This is a genomic window from Nocardia sp. NPDC056564, from assembly GCF_042793755.1.
Lineage (GTDB): Bacteria > Actinomycetota > Actinomycetes > Mycobacteriales > Mycobacteriaceae > Nocardia.
Genome location: NZ_JBHTUR010000020.1, coordinates 133272 through 148119, shown reverse-complemented (window position 1 = coordinate 148119; position 14848 = coordinate 133272). Strand labels below are relative to the sequence as shown.

Annotated in this window: 11 protein-coding genes; 10 read left to right on the top strand and 1 reads right to left on the bottom strand. The window is 68.1% G+C overall.

The features are described from left to right. The first annotated feature begins 12 nt into the window (after window positions 1-12). The 10 genes from ACFQ9K_RS36150 to ACFQ9K_RS36105 all read left to right on the top strand — a co-directional run bounded on the left by ACFQ9K_RS36150 (window position 13) and on the right by ACFQ9K_RS36105 (window position 13189). The gene (locus ACFQ9K_RS36150) at window positions 13-1557 is read left to right on the top strand and encodes a sugar ABC transporter ATP-binding protein (protein WP_378716264.1); all 1545 of its coding nucleotides are present in this window, start codon (window positions 13-15) and stop codon (window positions 1555-1557) included. Next, on the top strand, window positions 1550-2518 hold the full coding sequence (locus ACFQ9K_RS36145) for an ABC transporter permease (RefSeq protein ID WP_378716266.1): 969 nt from the start codon (window positions 1550-1552) through the stop codon (window positions 2516-2518). Before ACFQ9K_RS36150 ends, ACFQ9K_RS36145 begins: the two co-directional genes overlap by 8 nt. Then, window positions 2515-3537: an ABC transporter permease gene (locus ACFQ9K_RS36140; RefSeq protein ID WP_378716269.1), complete on the top strand. Its 1023-nt coding sequence runs from the start codon at window positions 2515-2517 to the stop codon at window positions 3535-3537. Before ACFQ9K_RS36145 ends, ACFQ9K_RS36140 begins: the two co-directional genes overlap by 4 nt. A gap of 464 nt (window positions 3538-4001) precedes the next feature. Then, the gene (locus ACFQ9K_RS36135; protein ID WP_378716271.1) at window positions 4002-4832 is read left to right on the top strand and encodes an SDR family oxidoreductase; all 831 of its coding nucleotides are present in this window, start codon (window positions 4002-4004) and stop codon (window positions 4830-4832) included. A 91-nt stretch (window positions 4833-4923) separates the two neighbouring features. Next, window positions 4924-5973, top strand: coding sequence for a 3-oxoacyl-ACP synthase III family protein (locus ACFQ9K_RS36130; RefSeq protein ID WP_378716273.1), 1050 nt, complete (start codon window positions 4924-4926; stop codon window positions 5971-5973). A 3-nt stretch (window positions 5974-5976) separates the two neighbouring features. Further along, a complete protein-coding gene (locus ACFQ9K_RS36125; RefSeq protein WP_378716276.1) occupies window positions 5977-6918 on the top strand; it encodes a hypothetical protein in 942 nt (313 codons plus the stop codon). A 200-nt stretch (window positions 6919-7118) separates the two neighbouring features. Beyond that, window positions 7119-9152 carry a LuxR C-terminal-related transcriptional regulator gene (locus tag ACFQ9K_RS36120; RefSeq protein ID WP_378716279.1) on the top strand — a complete coding sequence of 678 codons (2034 nt, stop codon included), beginning with the start codon at window positions 7119-7121 and terminating at the stop codon, window positions 9150-9152. Between the two features lie 128 nt (window positions 9153-9280). Continuing rightward, window positions 9281-9775, top strand: a complete 495-nt coding sequence (locus ACFQ9K_RS36115) for a MarR family winged helix-turn-helix transcriptional regulator (protein WP_378716281.1) — start codon at window positions 9281-9283, stop codon at window positions 9773-9775. Between the two features lie 10 nt (window positions 9776-9785). Continuing rightward, window positions 9786-12371: an MFS transporter gene (locus ACFQ9K_RS36110; protein ID WP_378716283.1), complete on the top strand. Its 2586-nt coding sequence runs from the start codon at window positions 9786-9788 to the stop codon at window positions 12369-12371. Then, window positions 12368-13189 (top strand): YceI family protein, encoded by an 822-nt coding sequence (locus ACFQ9K_RS36105; protein ID WP_378716286.1) that lies wholly within the window; start codon window positions 12368-12370, stop codon window positions 13187-13189. The genes ACFQ9K_RS36110 and ACFQ9K_RS36105 overlap by 4 nt, the downstream gene beginning before the upstream one ends. A gap of 103 nt (window positions 13190-13292) precedes the next feature. On the opposite strand, the gene ACFQ9K_RS36100 is transcribed toward ACFQ9K_RS36105, so the two are convergent. Beyond that, window positions 13293-14825, bottom strand: a complete 1533-nt coding sequence (locus tag ACFQ9K_RS36100; protein ID WP_378716287.1) for a condensation domain-containing protein — start codon at window positions 14823-14825, stop codon at window positions 13293-13295. Window positions 14826-14848: the final 23 nt, after the last annotated feature.

The following is a 14848-nucleotide window of genomic DNA, read 5'->3' as shown; positions in this document are numbered from 1 at the left end:
AAGCAGGTTCCGATGATCGAACCGGTCCTCGAGGTGGTCGAGGCACGCAAGGAGTTCGGCGGCACCCGCGCGCTCGACGGCGTGACCTTCACCCTGCGCCCCGGTGAGGTGCACGCGCTGGTCGGGGAGAACGGTGCGGGCAAATCCACCTTGATCAAGGCGCTGACCGGCGTCTATCAGCTCGACGGCGGCGAGCTGCGCTATCGGGGCGAACCCGCCGTGTTCCCGACGCCGCTGCACGCGCAACGCGCGGGCATTTCCACGATCTACCAAGAGGTCGATCTCATCCCGATGATGAGCATCGCGCACAACGTCTTCCTTGGTCGCGAGCCGCGAAATCGGTGGGGGCTCATCGACCAACGGCGGATGTTCCGGATGGCGACCGAACTCCTGGCCGGATACGGCATCGTCGACGATGTGCGCCGGCCGCTGCACAGTCTCGGGGTCGGCGCGCAGCAGATGGTCGCGCTGGCCCGCGCGGTGTCGATCGACGCGCGGGTGGTCATCATGGACGAGCCGACCTCGGCGCTGGAGCCGCGCGAGGTGGAGACGCTGTTCGCGGTGATCGAGCGCCTGCACGAACGCGAGATCGCCGTGGTCTACGTCAGCCACCGGCTCGACGAGCTCTACCGAATCTGCAACCGGGTCACCGTTCTACGCGACGGCAAGCTGGTGCACACCGGGCCGCTGGCCGAACTCGAGCGGCTGCCGCTGATCGCCATGATGCTCGGCCGCGACATCGGCGAGATCAAGGCACACGGCGCGACCAACTTCAGCGACGACCGGCACGCCACCGCCGAACAGGTGCTGCGCGCCGAGGATCTGGCCAGCAGGCATCGCCTCGCCGGTGTCTCGATGACCGCGCGTGCGGGTGAAATCGTCGGACTGGCCGGACTTCTGGGCTCCGGGCGCAGCGAGACCGCACGCGCTATCTTCGGGGCGCTGCCGCTGGATCGGGGTTCGGTCGTCGTCGGCGGCACGGCCGTTCGATCCGGCAGCACGCCGGCGTCGATCGCGGCCGGGATCGCCATGCTGGCCGAGGACCGCCGGGCGGACGGGATCATTCCGGAGCTGTCGGTCCGGGAGAACATCGTGTTGGCGGCGTTGCCGCGGTTGTCCCGGTTCGGCCTGGTCAGTCGTGCGCGACAGGATCGGATCGTCGACACGTTCATCACTCGCCTGCGGATCAAGGTGGCCGGCCCGGAGCAGAAGGTGTCCGAGCTTTCGGGCGGCAATCAGCAGAAGGTGATGCTTGCGCGCTGGTTGTGCCTGCAGCCCAAGCTGTTACTGCTGGACGAGCCGACCCGCGGCATCGACGTCGGGGCCAAGCTCGAGGTGCAGGCGCTGATCGATGAACTCGCCGACGCCGGACTGGCGGTCGTGCTCATCTCCTCGGAATTGGAGGAGCTGCTCGACGGCGCCGACCGGCTGCTCATCCTGCGCGACGGGGCGACCGTCGGCGAACTCGTCGGCGATCAGCTCACCGAGCGCAATGTGCTGGCCGCGCTCGCCGAGGCGCCGGGCACCGTCGAGGTCGAAGGGACGAACCATGATTGAGCAGGTGGCGGTCCGGCGGCCGCCCGCCTGGCGGGGTCGGGCCACGGTCTGGTTACAGGCCTACGGCGTGTACGCCGCGCTCGGTGGGCTGATCCTGTTCAATCTGGTGGCCACCTCGAACTTCTTGACGCTCACCAACTTACGTACCCAGCTGCTGCAGGCCGCGCCGGTGATCATCGTGGCGCTCGGCATGGCGCTGGTGATCGGGACCGAGGGCATCGACCTGTCCGTCGGCGCGGTGATGGCGTTGGCCGCCGCCATGATTCCGCAATACCTCGGCTACGGGCCCGCGGCGGCCGTGCTCGTGGCGCTGCTGATCGGCCTGGCGGCGGGGGTGTTCAATGGAATCCTGGTCGCGCGCATCGGTATTCAACCCATCATCGCCACGTTGGCGCTGCTGGTCGGTGGGCGCGGGCTGGCGCTGGTGATCGCGAACGGGCAACTCGTCGACATCAAGAACGCGTCCTTCCTCACTCTCGGCTCCGGTGATCTGTTCGGCGTGCCGATCAGCGTGCTGATCGCGGCGGTGCTCGCGCTCGGCACCGGATTGCTCATTCGCCGAACGACATTCGGCCGCAGGCTGGTGGCGATCGGCGGCAACCGATCCGCGAGCGAGCTGGCGGGACTGCCGGTCCGGCGGGTGCTCGTCACCGTCTACGCGATCTGCGGCGTGTTCGCCGGGCTGGCGGGGGTGCTGGCCACCGCCCGGCTGCGCGCCAGCGATCCGGCCGATATCGGCCTGCTGATGGAACTTTCGGCTATCACCGCGGTCGTCGTCGGCGGCACGCCGTTGACCGGCGGCAAGGTCAGGGTGGTCGGCACCGTGGCCGGCGCGTTGCTCATGCAATTGGTGCTGGCCACCCTGATCAAGCACGATCTGCCGTCCTCGACCGCGCAGATGGTGCAGGCGATCATCATCGTCGCGGCCGTGTACGTCGCGCGGGAGCGGAACAGGCGATGAGCACTACGACCCGATCCGCCGATCACCGAAATCGCCCCGCCATGCCTGCTCGGTCGACCGTGGGCACGAGCGCACGGTTGCTGCTCGAATTCTTGCGGAAACAGCCCGCGGCGGTGGTCTTCGTCGTGGTGGCCGCAGTCGCCTGGGTGACGCTGCCGCATTTCGGCAGCGTCACGAATATGCGCGATCTGGCGATGCAGAGTTCGTTCCTTGCGGTGATCGCGCTCGGCATAACCTTCGTGATCATCTCCGGGGGCATCGATCTCTCGGCGGGGTCGGTGTATGCGCTCGGCGGGGTGCTGGCCGCGTACGGATCGCAGTGGGGGTTCCTGGCCGCGCTGGTGTTGCCGCTGGCGGTGTGCGGCCTGATCGGGATGATCAACGGTCTGCTGGTGGCGCGGACCGGGATGGCGCCGTTCATCGTCACGCTGGCGACCCTGCTCTTTGCCCGCGGGTTGTTGCTCGCCATCACCGACGAGGGCGCGACCACCTACAAGATCGAGCGGGGACAGGCGTTCCTGGAGATCGGCCGGGGGACGCTGTTCGGCATCGGGTACCCGGTCTATCTCACGTTGATCCTGTTCGCGGCCGGTGCCGTGCTGCTGCGCCGGACGGCCTTCGGTCAGGTCGTGTTCGCGACCGGCGGGTCCGAACGGTCGGCCGTGCTCATGGGCCTGCCGGTGATCCGCACGAAAATCATGGTCTACACGCTGAGCGGGCTACTGTCCGGCTTCGCCGGGGCGATGACCGCCGCCTACCTGGAATCCGGGGTCACCGTGATCGGCGTGGGCACCGAGCTAGACGCGATCGCGGCGGTGGTGATCGGGGGCACGCTGCTCACCGGCGGGGTCGGCACGGTGATCGGCACCCTCTTCGGCGTCCTGTTGCGCGACGTCATCCAGGACATCATCAACGAGATAGGCACCCTGGACAGCAACTATCAGTCGGTGGTGAGCGGCGGGTTCCTGCTCGTGGTTGTCGTGTTGCAGCGGCTGCTCGGGTACGTGCGCCGAGCCTGAGAACGCCGGATCCGGATCGTCCCCATACTTGCCGTTGGATTCTTTCTCGATAGCTGGGTAACATCTAGCAAATATAATCCGATAAGACGTCTGACCGGATTGGATCACTATTGAGGAGACTGCAATGGACGTCAATAATCCCGAAGGCGCGCTCGTCTGGCTCGCCATCCTCTCGCCACTGATCGTCATCGGCGGGGCGTACGCGCTCATCAGCGGAATCGGCCGGGCGCTCGGCATCGGCTGATCGGCTCTGCTCGATCGGCGGGGGATACCCCTATAACCCCCTACCCGCCGTCCCGCGGTGACGTTCGCGGTGGCGGCGGGTAGGGGTGTGGCGGGTCGGCTCGGCCTGGCCGGACCTGCGATTTTCGGCAAATGCTGTTCCTGCGCAGCATGTTTCAGGTCGCGACGGCAGCCGGTCGGCGCCGTCGACCTGCCGGAAACGTGTGGCAGGGTGATCGGCTATGAAAACGATCCTGATCACGGGGGCGACGTCGGGTATCGGTCTCGCGGCAGCACGGCAGTGCGCCGCCGGAGGCGATCGGCTGGTCCTCGTCGGACGGAATCCGCGCAAGCTGGCCGATGCGGCGACCGCGGTGCGGACGGCCGGTGCGGGCGGCGTGGACACCCTCGAATGTGACTTCGCGTCGCAGGCGTCGATTCGCCAGCTCGCCAAAAATGTGCTGGCTCAATACGACCGGCTGGACGTGCTGGCGAACAACGCCGGCGGCTATCACAAGCAGCGTACCGAGACCGAGGACGGTATCGAGGCCACCTTCGGCGTCAATCACCTCGGCGGTTTCCTGCTCACCGAACTGCTCATCGATCTGCTGGTGCGCAGCGCGCCCGCGCGGATCCTGTTCACCTCGTCGGTTCTGCATTTCGGCGCCACCCTGGACTTCGATGACCTCGGCTTCGAGCACGGGTACTCGGGCGAAAAGGCCTACAGCCGATCGAAGTTGGCGAATATTCTGTACGCCAGGGCATTGGCGCGCCGGGTCGAGGGGACCGGCGTGACGGTCAACGCCTTTCATCCCGGCGCGGTGGAAAGCGGGATCTGGGATTCCCTGCCGTGGTACGGGCAGCCGCTGATCGCGCTGGCCAAGCGCCTGTTCATGATTCCCGTCGAGGACGGCGGGCGGGCGCTGACCTATCTCGCGACCGACCCCGAGGTGGCCGGGGTGAGCGGTGCCTATTTTCAGAAGAACCGCATCAAGATTCCGTCGCGCCGGGCGCAGGACGACGCGCTCGGGCAGCGGCTGTGCGAGGTGAGCGCGGCCATGGTCGAACCCTAGCGCGGCCGCTGTGCAGTCAACGACAACGCTGTCGGAAATTCCAAGCGACACATCAGTTTTGTCCTCGACTGATCTGCAGGAGGCAGAGGTTATGCAGCGTACGCGTTTCGAGTCGATCGGCTCGTACACGCCGGAAACCGTCCGTTCCACCGCGGAACTGATCGACAGTCTGGCGGTGCCGAGGTCGCTGGATCTGGAACGGATAACCGGGATCAAGAATCGGCGGGTCTACGACGCGCATCCGGACCGTTATGAATCGTCGTTCGAGTTGGCGCTGCGGGCCATCGACGATTGCCTGCGCCATTCCGACTACGCCGCCGACGAGCTCGACATCGTCATCTCGGCGTCCATCACCCGCACCAGGGGCAAGGAAATCTTCTGCTACGCACCGGCATTCGCGTTGATGCTCGGCAATGCGATCGGCGCGACCTCGGCCCGGCATTTCGATGTGTCGAACGCGTGCGCGGGGATGCTGACCGGGGTGCTGGTGCTGGACCGGATGATCAAGGCCGGGGTGGTGCGCAACGGTCTGGTGGTCAGCGGCGAACAGATCACGCCGATCGCGGAGACGGCGGTGCGGGAGATCAGCAAATCATACGATCCGCAGTTCGCGGCGCTGACCGTCGGCGACGCGGCCGCGGCCGTGGTGCTCGACGATCGCGGCGACGACCACGACGAAATCCATTACGTCGAACTGCTGACCGCCGCCGAGGGGGCCGAGCACTGCCTCGGCATGCCGAGCGACAAGGCGGCCGGGATCGCGCTCTACACCGACAACCGCGCCATGCAGAACAAGGGCCGGTACATGCAGGCGATCAACCGCCTGGACACGTTCTTGCGCGAGACCGGCCGCACCTGGGCGGAGGAGAAGTTCGATTTCTGGATCCATCACCAGTTCAGCGGTCCGGTCATCGACTACCTGGGGCACCTGACCGAGGAGCATTTCGGCGCAGCGGTGCCGCCGGCTCTGAATGTGTTGCACGAGTATGGCAATACCGCGTCGACCTCGCATTTCCTGGTGCTGCACGAGTATCTCGCGCAGCAGAAGATCCCCAAAGGATCGAAGATCCTGATGATTCCCGCGGCTTCCGGGCTCGTCTCCGGTCACCTGGCCGCGACTATTTCGCGTCTGGAGGCGTGAGCTATGGGTACTACGATTATCGCGGCCGCGACCAACACCGATCTCGACACCGGCAGCTATTTCGAGCTGGCCGCCCGTGCGCTCCGCAGCTGCCTGGCCGGCTCGGACGTTTCCGTGGACGAGGTCGGCATGCTGATCAACGTCGGTGTCTTCCGCGATCACAACATCTCCGAACCCGCGGTGTCCGCGCTGATTCAGAAACGGATCGGCCTCGGCTTGGCGTACCAGCCCGGTCGGGTGCCCGCGTTCTCCTTCGACCTGATGCACGGCGCCACCGGGCTGTTGCACGCCATCAATACCGCGGACTGCTTCCTGGCCAGCGGTGACGTGGAGTACGCGCTGGTCGTGGCGGGGGACACCCATCCGTCCACCCAGCGCTACGTCGCGGGGTTCCCGTACACGCCGGGTGCGGCCGCGCTGTTGCTCGGCGGATCGCCCACCGCGGGGGGCTTCTGCCCGCTGCACACGCGCGAGACCGCCGGACCGGTCGAGCCCGCGGCCTGGGTAGACCTGGGCGCGGCCGGCCCGAACGGACGCTCGGCCATGCGCGTCCGGCGTCGCGGGGAGGATCCGATCGCGCTCGCGGCCGCCGCGGTGCGGGCCTGCGTGGCGGACGAGGGCTTGGACGATGACGACTTCGCCGAGGGGCGCGCGGTGTTGCTCGCGCCGGCGCCGACCGTGGGTTTCTCGGCTCGGCTGGCCGAAACCTTGGGCGTCCGCCCGGAATCGGTGGTCGGTGTCGCCCCGGCGGTCGGCGATCCGTACACCGCCGCGCCGGTGCACGCCTATCTGAACGCGCGTGAATCCGGTGTGCTCGACCAGGCCGACTCGGTGCTGTTCTTGGCCGCCGACGATGCCTCGGCCGCCTGTCTCGCCTACCACCCGCAGTCGGCGGCGGTCGCCACGGTGGGCGCGGGCGGTGCGGTGCGGCGCGAAAGTCGTTGATGTAACTCGCATTCCGTCATCGGTGTCGGAATCGTCGCGGCGATCTTGTCGCCGGGATCCGATGACAGGCCGCGGTCGGCGACCTACGCTATGGGCACCGGCTGGATCAATGGGCGTCCGGATACGCCCCTGCTGCGACGACGCCGCATCTACAGCGCACCCCTTCGATGGTGCCCGTCACAGTCGGGTACACCTCGTCGATGAAGGGGGCTCAGGGTATGCACCAGCAGATCTCGTCACAAAGCGAGAAGTGGTCGGGACTCGATCGATCCGGGGTCGGCCAGGCGATGGCGGTGCTCGGCGGGGCGAGCACGGTCGCCCTGGTGGCCGAGTTGCTCGGGGCGGACGAGGCGGTGGTGCGCGCTGCGGTCCGGCAGCTCGCCGCGGGGGCGTCGGCGCGGGCGATGGTCGACGATGTCGACCTCGCCGAACAGATCCTGCGCGATACCCCGGCGCAGATCCGCCGCGAACTGCATTCGCGGGCGGCGAAGTTGTTACACGACAAGGGTTTTCCGCCGGCGGCCATAGCCGACCAGTTGGTTGCGGCCGGTGCCGCCGACCATCCGTGGGCGGCGGTGGTGTTGCTCACCGCCGCGGCGGAGGCGTTGGCGAACGATCAGATCGATCGCGCGGTGGCTCGGCTGGAGCTGGCCTATCGGGCGACGCGTGACCCGGCGGATCGTGCCATCATCGCGATCCGGCTGGTGCGGGCCGAGTGGCGGAGCAGTCCGTCGAATCGCACGCGGAACTACACGCGGATGCGCGCGGCCGTTCGAGCGGGCCGGGTGCCCGCCTCGGGTTTGCCTGCCGTCGTCATGTTCCTGCTCTGGCACGGCCAGACCCAGCATGCGGATCAGGCGCTCGGACAGCTGGATTGCGGTCCACTCGACGAGGTGGCGCCGAAGGTCGACTTCCTGTGCGCGTGGCTGCGGTCCGCGCATCCGCCGCACGCGCAACGCCATCCGCGACTGCTGGCCGCCCGCGCGCGACGGCACTCGGCGGTCGCGGTGCAGCTGTCCCCGCATCTGCTCGGCGCGGAGCTGCTGACCAGCCTGTTCGCCGGGTGGCCGCAAGCCGAGACCGTCACCCTGGCGCAGCGCTTGCTCACCGGTCACCGGCTCGCGCCCGGCACGGTGGAAACGCTTGCGGCAGCCGTGCATTGCCTGATCTACACCGATCAGCTCGATATCGCGGCGGCCTGGTGCGACTCGCTGCTGGCCGAGGCGGAGGCGCGGCGGGCCCCGACCTGGCAGTCGATCTTCGCCGGACTGCGCGCGGAAACCATGCTGCGCAAGGGCAATGCGCGGGCCGCGGCCGAGGACGCGGTGTTCGCGCTGAAACATGTTCCGGCCGAACAGCTCGGGGTGTGGATCGGGACGCCGATCGCGGCGCTGGTGCGTGCGCTCACCCTCGCCGGCCGGCACGCCGGCGCCGAGGCGCAACTCCGAAGACCCGTGCCCCGCGCCCTGTTCGAGTCCCGGTTCGGCCTGCCCTACCTGCATGCGCGCGGCCACCACTACCTCGCCGTCGACAACGCGGGCGAGGCCCTGCGCACCTTCCGCCGCTGCGGTCACCTGATGCGGCGCTGGCGCATGGACTTTCCCTGGCTGGTCGCGTGGCGTAACGACGTCGCCGCGGCCCACCTCGCGCTCGGCGAGCACGGGCACGCGCGGGCCGTCGCCCACCGTCACCTCGACCTGCTCGGCGCCGCGAGCCAGCACCGCACTGGCGGCGTATCGCTGCGCATGCTCGCCGCGACCGCCGACCGTTATCAGCGCGTCCGGCTACTTCGCGCCGCCACCGCCATCGCCCGTTCCGGCGGCTGCGACCTCGAATTGGCTACCGCCCTGGGCGAACTCGGCGCCGCCCACCGGGCCGTCGGCGACCACGACAAGGCACGCCTGCTGACCCGTGAGGCGATCCGCCTGGCCGACACCTGCGGCGCCGACGCCCTGCTGCGCGATCTTCTCGGCGACCGCGCCCAACGCCCCGCCCAACCCCGTCCTCGCTTACGCCCCCACCCCAACGCCCTCGACACCCTCAGCCCCGCCGAACGCCGCGTGGCCGAACTGGCCGCCCACGGCAAACGCAACCGCGACATCGCCGCCACCCTCGACATCACCACCAGCACCGTCGAACAACACCTGACCCGCGTCTACCGCAAACTGGAAATAGCCCGCCGCACCGAGCTGACCTTCGTCTTCACCCCCGCCGGCGCCTCCGCGACCGGATAGTCCGGCGCGGGCCGATCAGTTGTTGTTGTCGGCCATGGCTTGTCGGTGCCTGTTGAATGTATAGTTGGCAAAAGCAACTAGTTATAGGTGCTAAGCAAATCTGCTAGGTGTGCGAGAAGGTGAACGCGATGACCGCTGCCGGTCTCGATCCCCCGGCCGCCGGTGCACTGGACGACGCCGATCGGCTCGGCGCGCAGTTGGTCCGGTTCATGCGACTGATCAACCGGACGAAAACGCAGCTGACCAAGCACGGCCCGGACGGCCTCGAGCGGCTCGCCTACGCGGTGCTGTTCTGCCTCGTGCACGACGGGCCACAGCGGACCGGCAAGCTCGCCGAACAGCTGCACTCGGAGATCTCCACCATCAGCAGGCAGACGAGATCCCTGGTGGAGCACGGGCTTATCGAGCGCCGGGCCGATCCGATCGACGGCCGCGCGTGCGTGCTGGCGCCGACCGCACAGGGCACCCGGGTCTTCGAGCACAACCGCAGGCAACGCAACCTCTGGATCGCCGAATTGCTGGCCGACTGGCCGGCCGAACGAAGATCGGTCCTGATCGAGCTGCTCGACCAGTTCAATACCGCGATCGAAACCACCCCGCCCCGCGTGGCCGAACCACACTAGGTCTTCACATATGACGAACCCGATCACCTCGGCGCGGCCGGACTCGGCTGCCGCCCCGCGAACATCGCTATCGCACCGCCAGATCATGACGATCCTGTCCGGACTGCTGCTCGGCATGTTCCTGGCCGCACTGGATCAGAACATCGTCAGCGTGGCGATCGTGCGGATCGCCAACAGCCTGCACGGCTTCGACGAACAGGCTTGGGCCACCACGGCCTACCTGATCACCGCGACCATCAGCACCCCGCTGTACGGCAAGCTTGCCGACATCTACGGGCGAAAGCCGTTCTACCTCATCGCGATCGGGATCTTCGTGCTCGGCTCGGCCGCCTGCACGTTCGCCACCTCGATGTACGAGCTGGCCGGCTTCCGCGGTTTCCAAGGCCTCGGTGCCGGCGGCCTGATGTCGTTGGCGTTCACCATCATCGGCGACATCGTGCCGCCCCGCGAACGGGTGCGCTACCAGGGCTATTTCATGATGGTCTTCGGCAGCGCGACGGTGCTCGGCCCGGTGCTCGGCGGCTGGTTGTCGGGTTATGACCGCCTCGGCGGAATCGACGGCTGGCGCTGGGTGTTCCTGGTGAACGTGCCGATCGGCGTGATCGCGCTGGCGGTGGTGTTCCGCGTGCTCAACACGCCACATCAGCGCCAGGATCATCGGGTCGATTGGCTGGGAGCGGTGGCGCTGGCGATCTGTGTGGTGCCGCTGCTGATCGTCGCCGAGCAAGGGCGCGGCTGGGGTTGGGGGTCGAGCCGGGCGATCATCTGCTACGCGATCGGCGGCGTCGGGCTGCTGCTGTTCGTTCTCATCGAGTACCTGATGAAGGACGCGGCGCTGATCCCGTTGCGGTTGTTCAGGAGTTCGACGTTCAGCGTCACCATCGCCGGTGGGTTCATCGTCGGTGTCGCGATGTTCGGCGCGCTGTCCATGGTTCCGCTGTATTGGCAAGTGGTGCGCGGCTATTCGCCGACGAAGGCGGGACTGCTGATGCTGCCGCTGGTGGCGGGCATCATGATCGGCTCGCAGCTGGCCGGGCGCATCACCAAGATCACCGGTCGATACAAGTTCCTGCCCGTGGTCGGCACACTCGTCATCGCCTGCGGCGCGGCGCTGTACGCGCAGGTGCAGTTCGACAGCCCGGTGTGGCAGCCGCTGCTCTACAGCGGCGTGATCGGGTTCGGTCTCGGCGGCTGCATGCAGACGCTGATCATCGCGGCGCAGAACGCGGGACCGCCCTCCGACATGGGGGTGTCCACCGCGTCGGCGACCTTCTTCCGGCAGATGGGCGGCACGCTCGGCGTCGCGGTGTTCCTGACGATCATGTTCAACCTGTTGCCGCACAAGATCGTCGACGCGTTCGGCGGGCAGTTGCCTGCCGGGTTCGCGCCTGCGCAGCTCGACAGTCTGCAGAGCAACACCAGTGGTATCGCGGCGCTGCCGGACCTGGTGAAGCAGCCCATTCTGATCGGCTTCACCAATTCGCTGCACGGGGTGTTCTACTCCGCTGCCGCGGTGGCGCTACTGGCCTGCTTGGTACTGCTTTTCATGAAGGAGATTCCGCTGCAGGATGGCGGTGCGCCCGCTCCCGAGCCGAGCAAGAGCGGTGCGGCGAGCGCCGATTCGTGGGACGAGGCGCAGGTGTGGGAGGGTGCCGCCCAGTCACTCAGTCAGCCCGAACCGGTGCTGGCCGGTGCGAACGGACGAAGCAACGGCAGCCGGGCGGCGCAGAGCTCGGTGGCGCGCAACGTGGTGAATTCTGTTGCCGGATTCTCCGGTCCCGCAGGCGAAACCGGTTCGATCGGTGGCCGCGTCCAGCGGGAGGACGGCCGCGCGGTGGCCGATGCCGCGCTGACCCTGATCGATCAACGTGGACACCAGGTTTCGCGCGCGACCGGCGGATCCGACGGCGGCTATCGCATCGATGCGCCGGCCGCGGGTAGTTACGTGCTGATCGTGTCGGCGCGCGGATTACAGCCTGCCGCAGTCAATGTCACCTTCGGCGGGCAGCCGCAGGCGCTGGATCTCACGCTGCTGGGGTCCGGTGAGCTTTCCGGCGTGGTCCGCACGGCCGGGCGGCACGAACCCGTTCCCGCCGCGACCGTCACGCTCACCGATATGCGCGGCGAGGTCGTCGGCGCCGCGGTCACCGACGCGGACGGCGCCTACCTCTGCCACGGCGTGCTGTCGGGCACCTACACCCTGGTGGCCGCCGCCGAACGCATGCGGCCCAGCGCGATCACGCTCACCGTGCCGGACAGCGGCCTGCTGCAGCACGACATCGAGCTGTCACCGATGTCGGTGCTGGCCGGGTCGGCCTCGGCCGGCGGACGGGCGATACCGGATGCCGCCATCACGGTGCTCGACGCGGCCGGCGAACCGATCGCCGCGACCCGTACCGACGAGAACGGCCGGTACGTCCTGCGCGATCTACCCGAGGGGCACTACACCGTGGTCGCCCGCGGGTATCCGCCGGTGACCAGCCAGATCACCCTGGCCGGTGACGAGATCACCCACGATGTGCGGCTCGGCTACGAGGATGCGGAGGCAACCGGCATGACCGAGGATCCCGGCTTCCCGGAAACGGTTCGGCCATGAGCGGGCTGACCGCGCGTATTCACACCGCGGACGGCTGGCCGGTGCCCGACGCGGTGCTGAGCGTGACCGACCTGAACGGCCGCCAGGTCGCGCGGGCGGCCGCCGACGCCACCGGGTCGGTGTGCACCGAGGGGCTGCCCGCTGGCACGTACACCGCCGTCGTGACCGCGCCCGGGTTCCGGCCGGTGGCGCGGATGGTCCGGGCTGCGGGCGACGGCGGCGGCCGGCTCGGCGAGATCGCCATGGAGCCGGAGGCGGGTGTGGTCGCCACCCCGCCGCCCGGACCGTGGACCATCGATCCGGTGCATTCGACCGTGATCGTCACCGCACGTCACCTGGGCATCGCCAGCATCAAGGCTCGCTTCGCCGAGGTCGGCGGCCGCCTGGACATCGCCGAGACCTTCAGCGAGTCCACCGGTTTCGCCGAGATCAAGGCCGCCGGCATCGACACCGGCATCGGCATGCGCGACGACCACCTGCGCTCCCCGGACTTCCTCGACGCCGAGCGATACCCGGTGATCAGCTTCACCGGCAACGGCTTTCGCCGAACCGGCGGCGACACCTGGGTCATGCCGGGCGAACTCACCCTGCACGGGCAGGTCCACCCGATCGACCTCGACGTCACCTACGGCGGCTGCGGCCCCGATCCCTGGGGCGGCACCCGCGCCGCCTTCCACGCGGAAACCCTCCTGCACCGCAACGATTTCGCCATCGACTACAACGTCCTGGTCCGCGCCGGAGTAGCCGCCGTAGGCACCACCGTGAAAATCGACCTCGACATAGAAGTAGTCCAGGGCGAACAACTACCCCAGATGTAGCCGACTCCCACGTCACTCACCGGAGCCGCCCAGCCGATCCCGCACCATCGCAACCCGCGGCCGTTGCAACGGAAACCGCAGAGCGACAACCGACAGAATGGGGTCAGTGGGGTAGGGAGAGGTTGTGGATTTCGTGGAGGAGGGCTTTGAGGAGGCGGGTGGGGAGGTCGTCGCCGAAGCGGGTGGTGTCGGCGGTTACGTGGACGCTGAGGCCTTGGCCGCGGCGGTCGTCGAGGAGTTCTACGCGGACGGGGAGGCTGGTGTGGTCGCGCATGTCTTCTTCGGCGGCGATGAGGCCGGCGGCGAGGAGTTCGTCGCGGGGGTGGAAGTGGACGTAGTTGAACATGACGTGGTACGGGTCGCCGCCGAGGAGTTTGCGGACCTCGGAGTGGGGGAAGCGGCGGTGGGCGAGCAGGCGGTTCTCCGCGTCGAAGGCCTGGCGGGCGGCGGCTTGCCAGTCGTCGCCGGACAGTTCGAGCCGCAGCGGTAGCTGATTGAGGAACAGGCCGAGGGTGACGTCGGAGCCCGCGCGTTCGGGACGGCCGTTGAGCAGCAGCCCGACCACCGGCGCGTCGGTGTGCCACACCGTGCCGATCGCCGCGCAATTGGCCGCCAGCAGCAGGCTTTTCAGCGGCAGGCCCCACTGTGCGGACAACTCTTCGAGGCGGCGCGCGTCGTCGGCGGGCACGGCGGCACTCACCTTGCGATGCACCGGGATTCCGGCACCGGGATCAGCATCGGGGACGGTGCCGAGGAGTTCCCGGAACAGGTCCGCGGAGTCGGTCGCCCGTATGGCCTCGCGTTCGAGCCGGATGAACTCCGAATACGGCACCGGCTCCGGGAATTCCGGCGGCGCACCGTCGAGCAGACCGGCGTAGGCACGGACCAGTTCGTTGCAGAACACCGCCTCGCTCCACCCGTCGAGGATCGCGTGATGGAACGAGTAGGACAGCGCGAACGTCGCGTCGCCGGTTGCGGCGGCGTGCACGCGGATCAGCGGCGCGGTCTCCGGATCGAACGGCTGTCCGAGGTCGGCCATGATCTGTTCGTACCGTTGGGTTTTCCCGGCGTCGTCGAGACCTCGGTGATCGGCGGTGGTCAGCGGGATCGGCGCGGTCCGCTGCACCAACTGCATCGGTTCGCTGAAACCGGCCAGATCGAATCGCATGCGCAGCAACGGATGCCGCGCGGACAGCAGATCCAGCGCCTGCCGCAACACGGCGGGATCCAGCGGACGCCGCACGGTACGGGAGACCACGTCGAGATAGAACGCCCCGTCACTCAGCAGACTTTCGTGAATGAGCCCGAGTTGCAGCCGCGCCGCGGGATAAGCCTGTTCGACATCGTCGGGCAGTCGCGCACGATCCAGCAGCGACAGCAGATCATCGGCGTCGGCCGGGCCCGCGGCCGAGCCGCCGAGCGCCGCGCAGGCCCCGCGCGGGGTCGGATTGCGGAACAGATCGATCAGGGTCAGCGCAAGCCCTTGCTCCTGCGCCGCGCCGAGCACCTTGAGCGCGAGCAGCGAATCGCCGCCGAGCGAGAAGAAGTCGTCGTCCGGCCCGACGTGATCGACCTGCAACACCTCCTGCCAGATGGCGGCGAACACGTCCTCGGGCGCCACAGTGCTGTCGTTCATCGAGAAATCCTTCCGTAGCGTGG

Bases quoted from the DNA above. Each gene is read 5' to 3' on its own strand.
- ACFQ9K_RS36145 (WP_378716266.1), top strand. From the start codon at position 1,550: ATGATTGAGCAGGTGGCGGTCCGGCGGCCGCCCGCCTGGCGGGGTCGG.
- ACFQ9K_RS36105 (WP_378716286.1), top strand. From the start codon at position 12,368: ATGAGCGGGCTGACCGCGCGTATTCACACCGCGGACGGCTGGCCGGTG.
- ACFQ9K_RS36150 (WP_378716264.1), top strand. From the start codon at position 13: ATGATCGAACCGGTCCTCGAGGTGGTCGAGGCACGCAAGGAGTTCGGC.
- ACFQ9K_RS36130 (WP_378716273.1), top strand. From the start codon at position 4,924: ATGCAGCGTACGCGTTTCGAGTCGATCGGCTCGTACACGCCGGAAACC.
- ACFQ9K_RS36125 (WP_378716276.1), top strand. From the start codon at position 5,977: ATGGGTACTACGATTATCGCGGCCGCGACCAACACCGATCTCGACACC.
- ACFQ9K_RS36110 (WP_378716283.1), top strand. From the start codon at position 9,786: ATGACGAACCCGATCACCTCGGCGCGGCCGGACTCGGCTGCCGCCCCG.
- ACFQ9K_RS36120 (WP_378716279.1), top strand. From the start codon at position 7,119: ATGAAGGGGGCTCAGGGTATGCACCAGCAGATCTCGTCACAAAGCGAG.
- ACFQ9K_RS36100 (WP_378716287.1), bottom strand. From the start codon at position 14,825: ATGAACGACAGCACTGTGGCGCCCGAGGACGTGTTCGCCGCCATCTGG.
- ACFQ9K_RS36135 (WP_378716271.1), top strand. From the start codon at position 4,002: ATGAAAACGATCCTGATCACGGGGGCGACGTCGGGTATCGGTCTCGCG.
- ACFQ9K_RS36140 (WP_378716269.1), top strand. From the start codon at position 2,515: ATGAGCACTACGACCCGATCCGCCGATCACCGAAATCGCCCCGCCATG.
- ACFQ9K_RS36115 (WP_378716281.1), top strand. From the start codon at position 9,281: ATGACCGCTGCCGGTCTCGATCCCCCGGCCGCCGGTGCACTGGACGAC.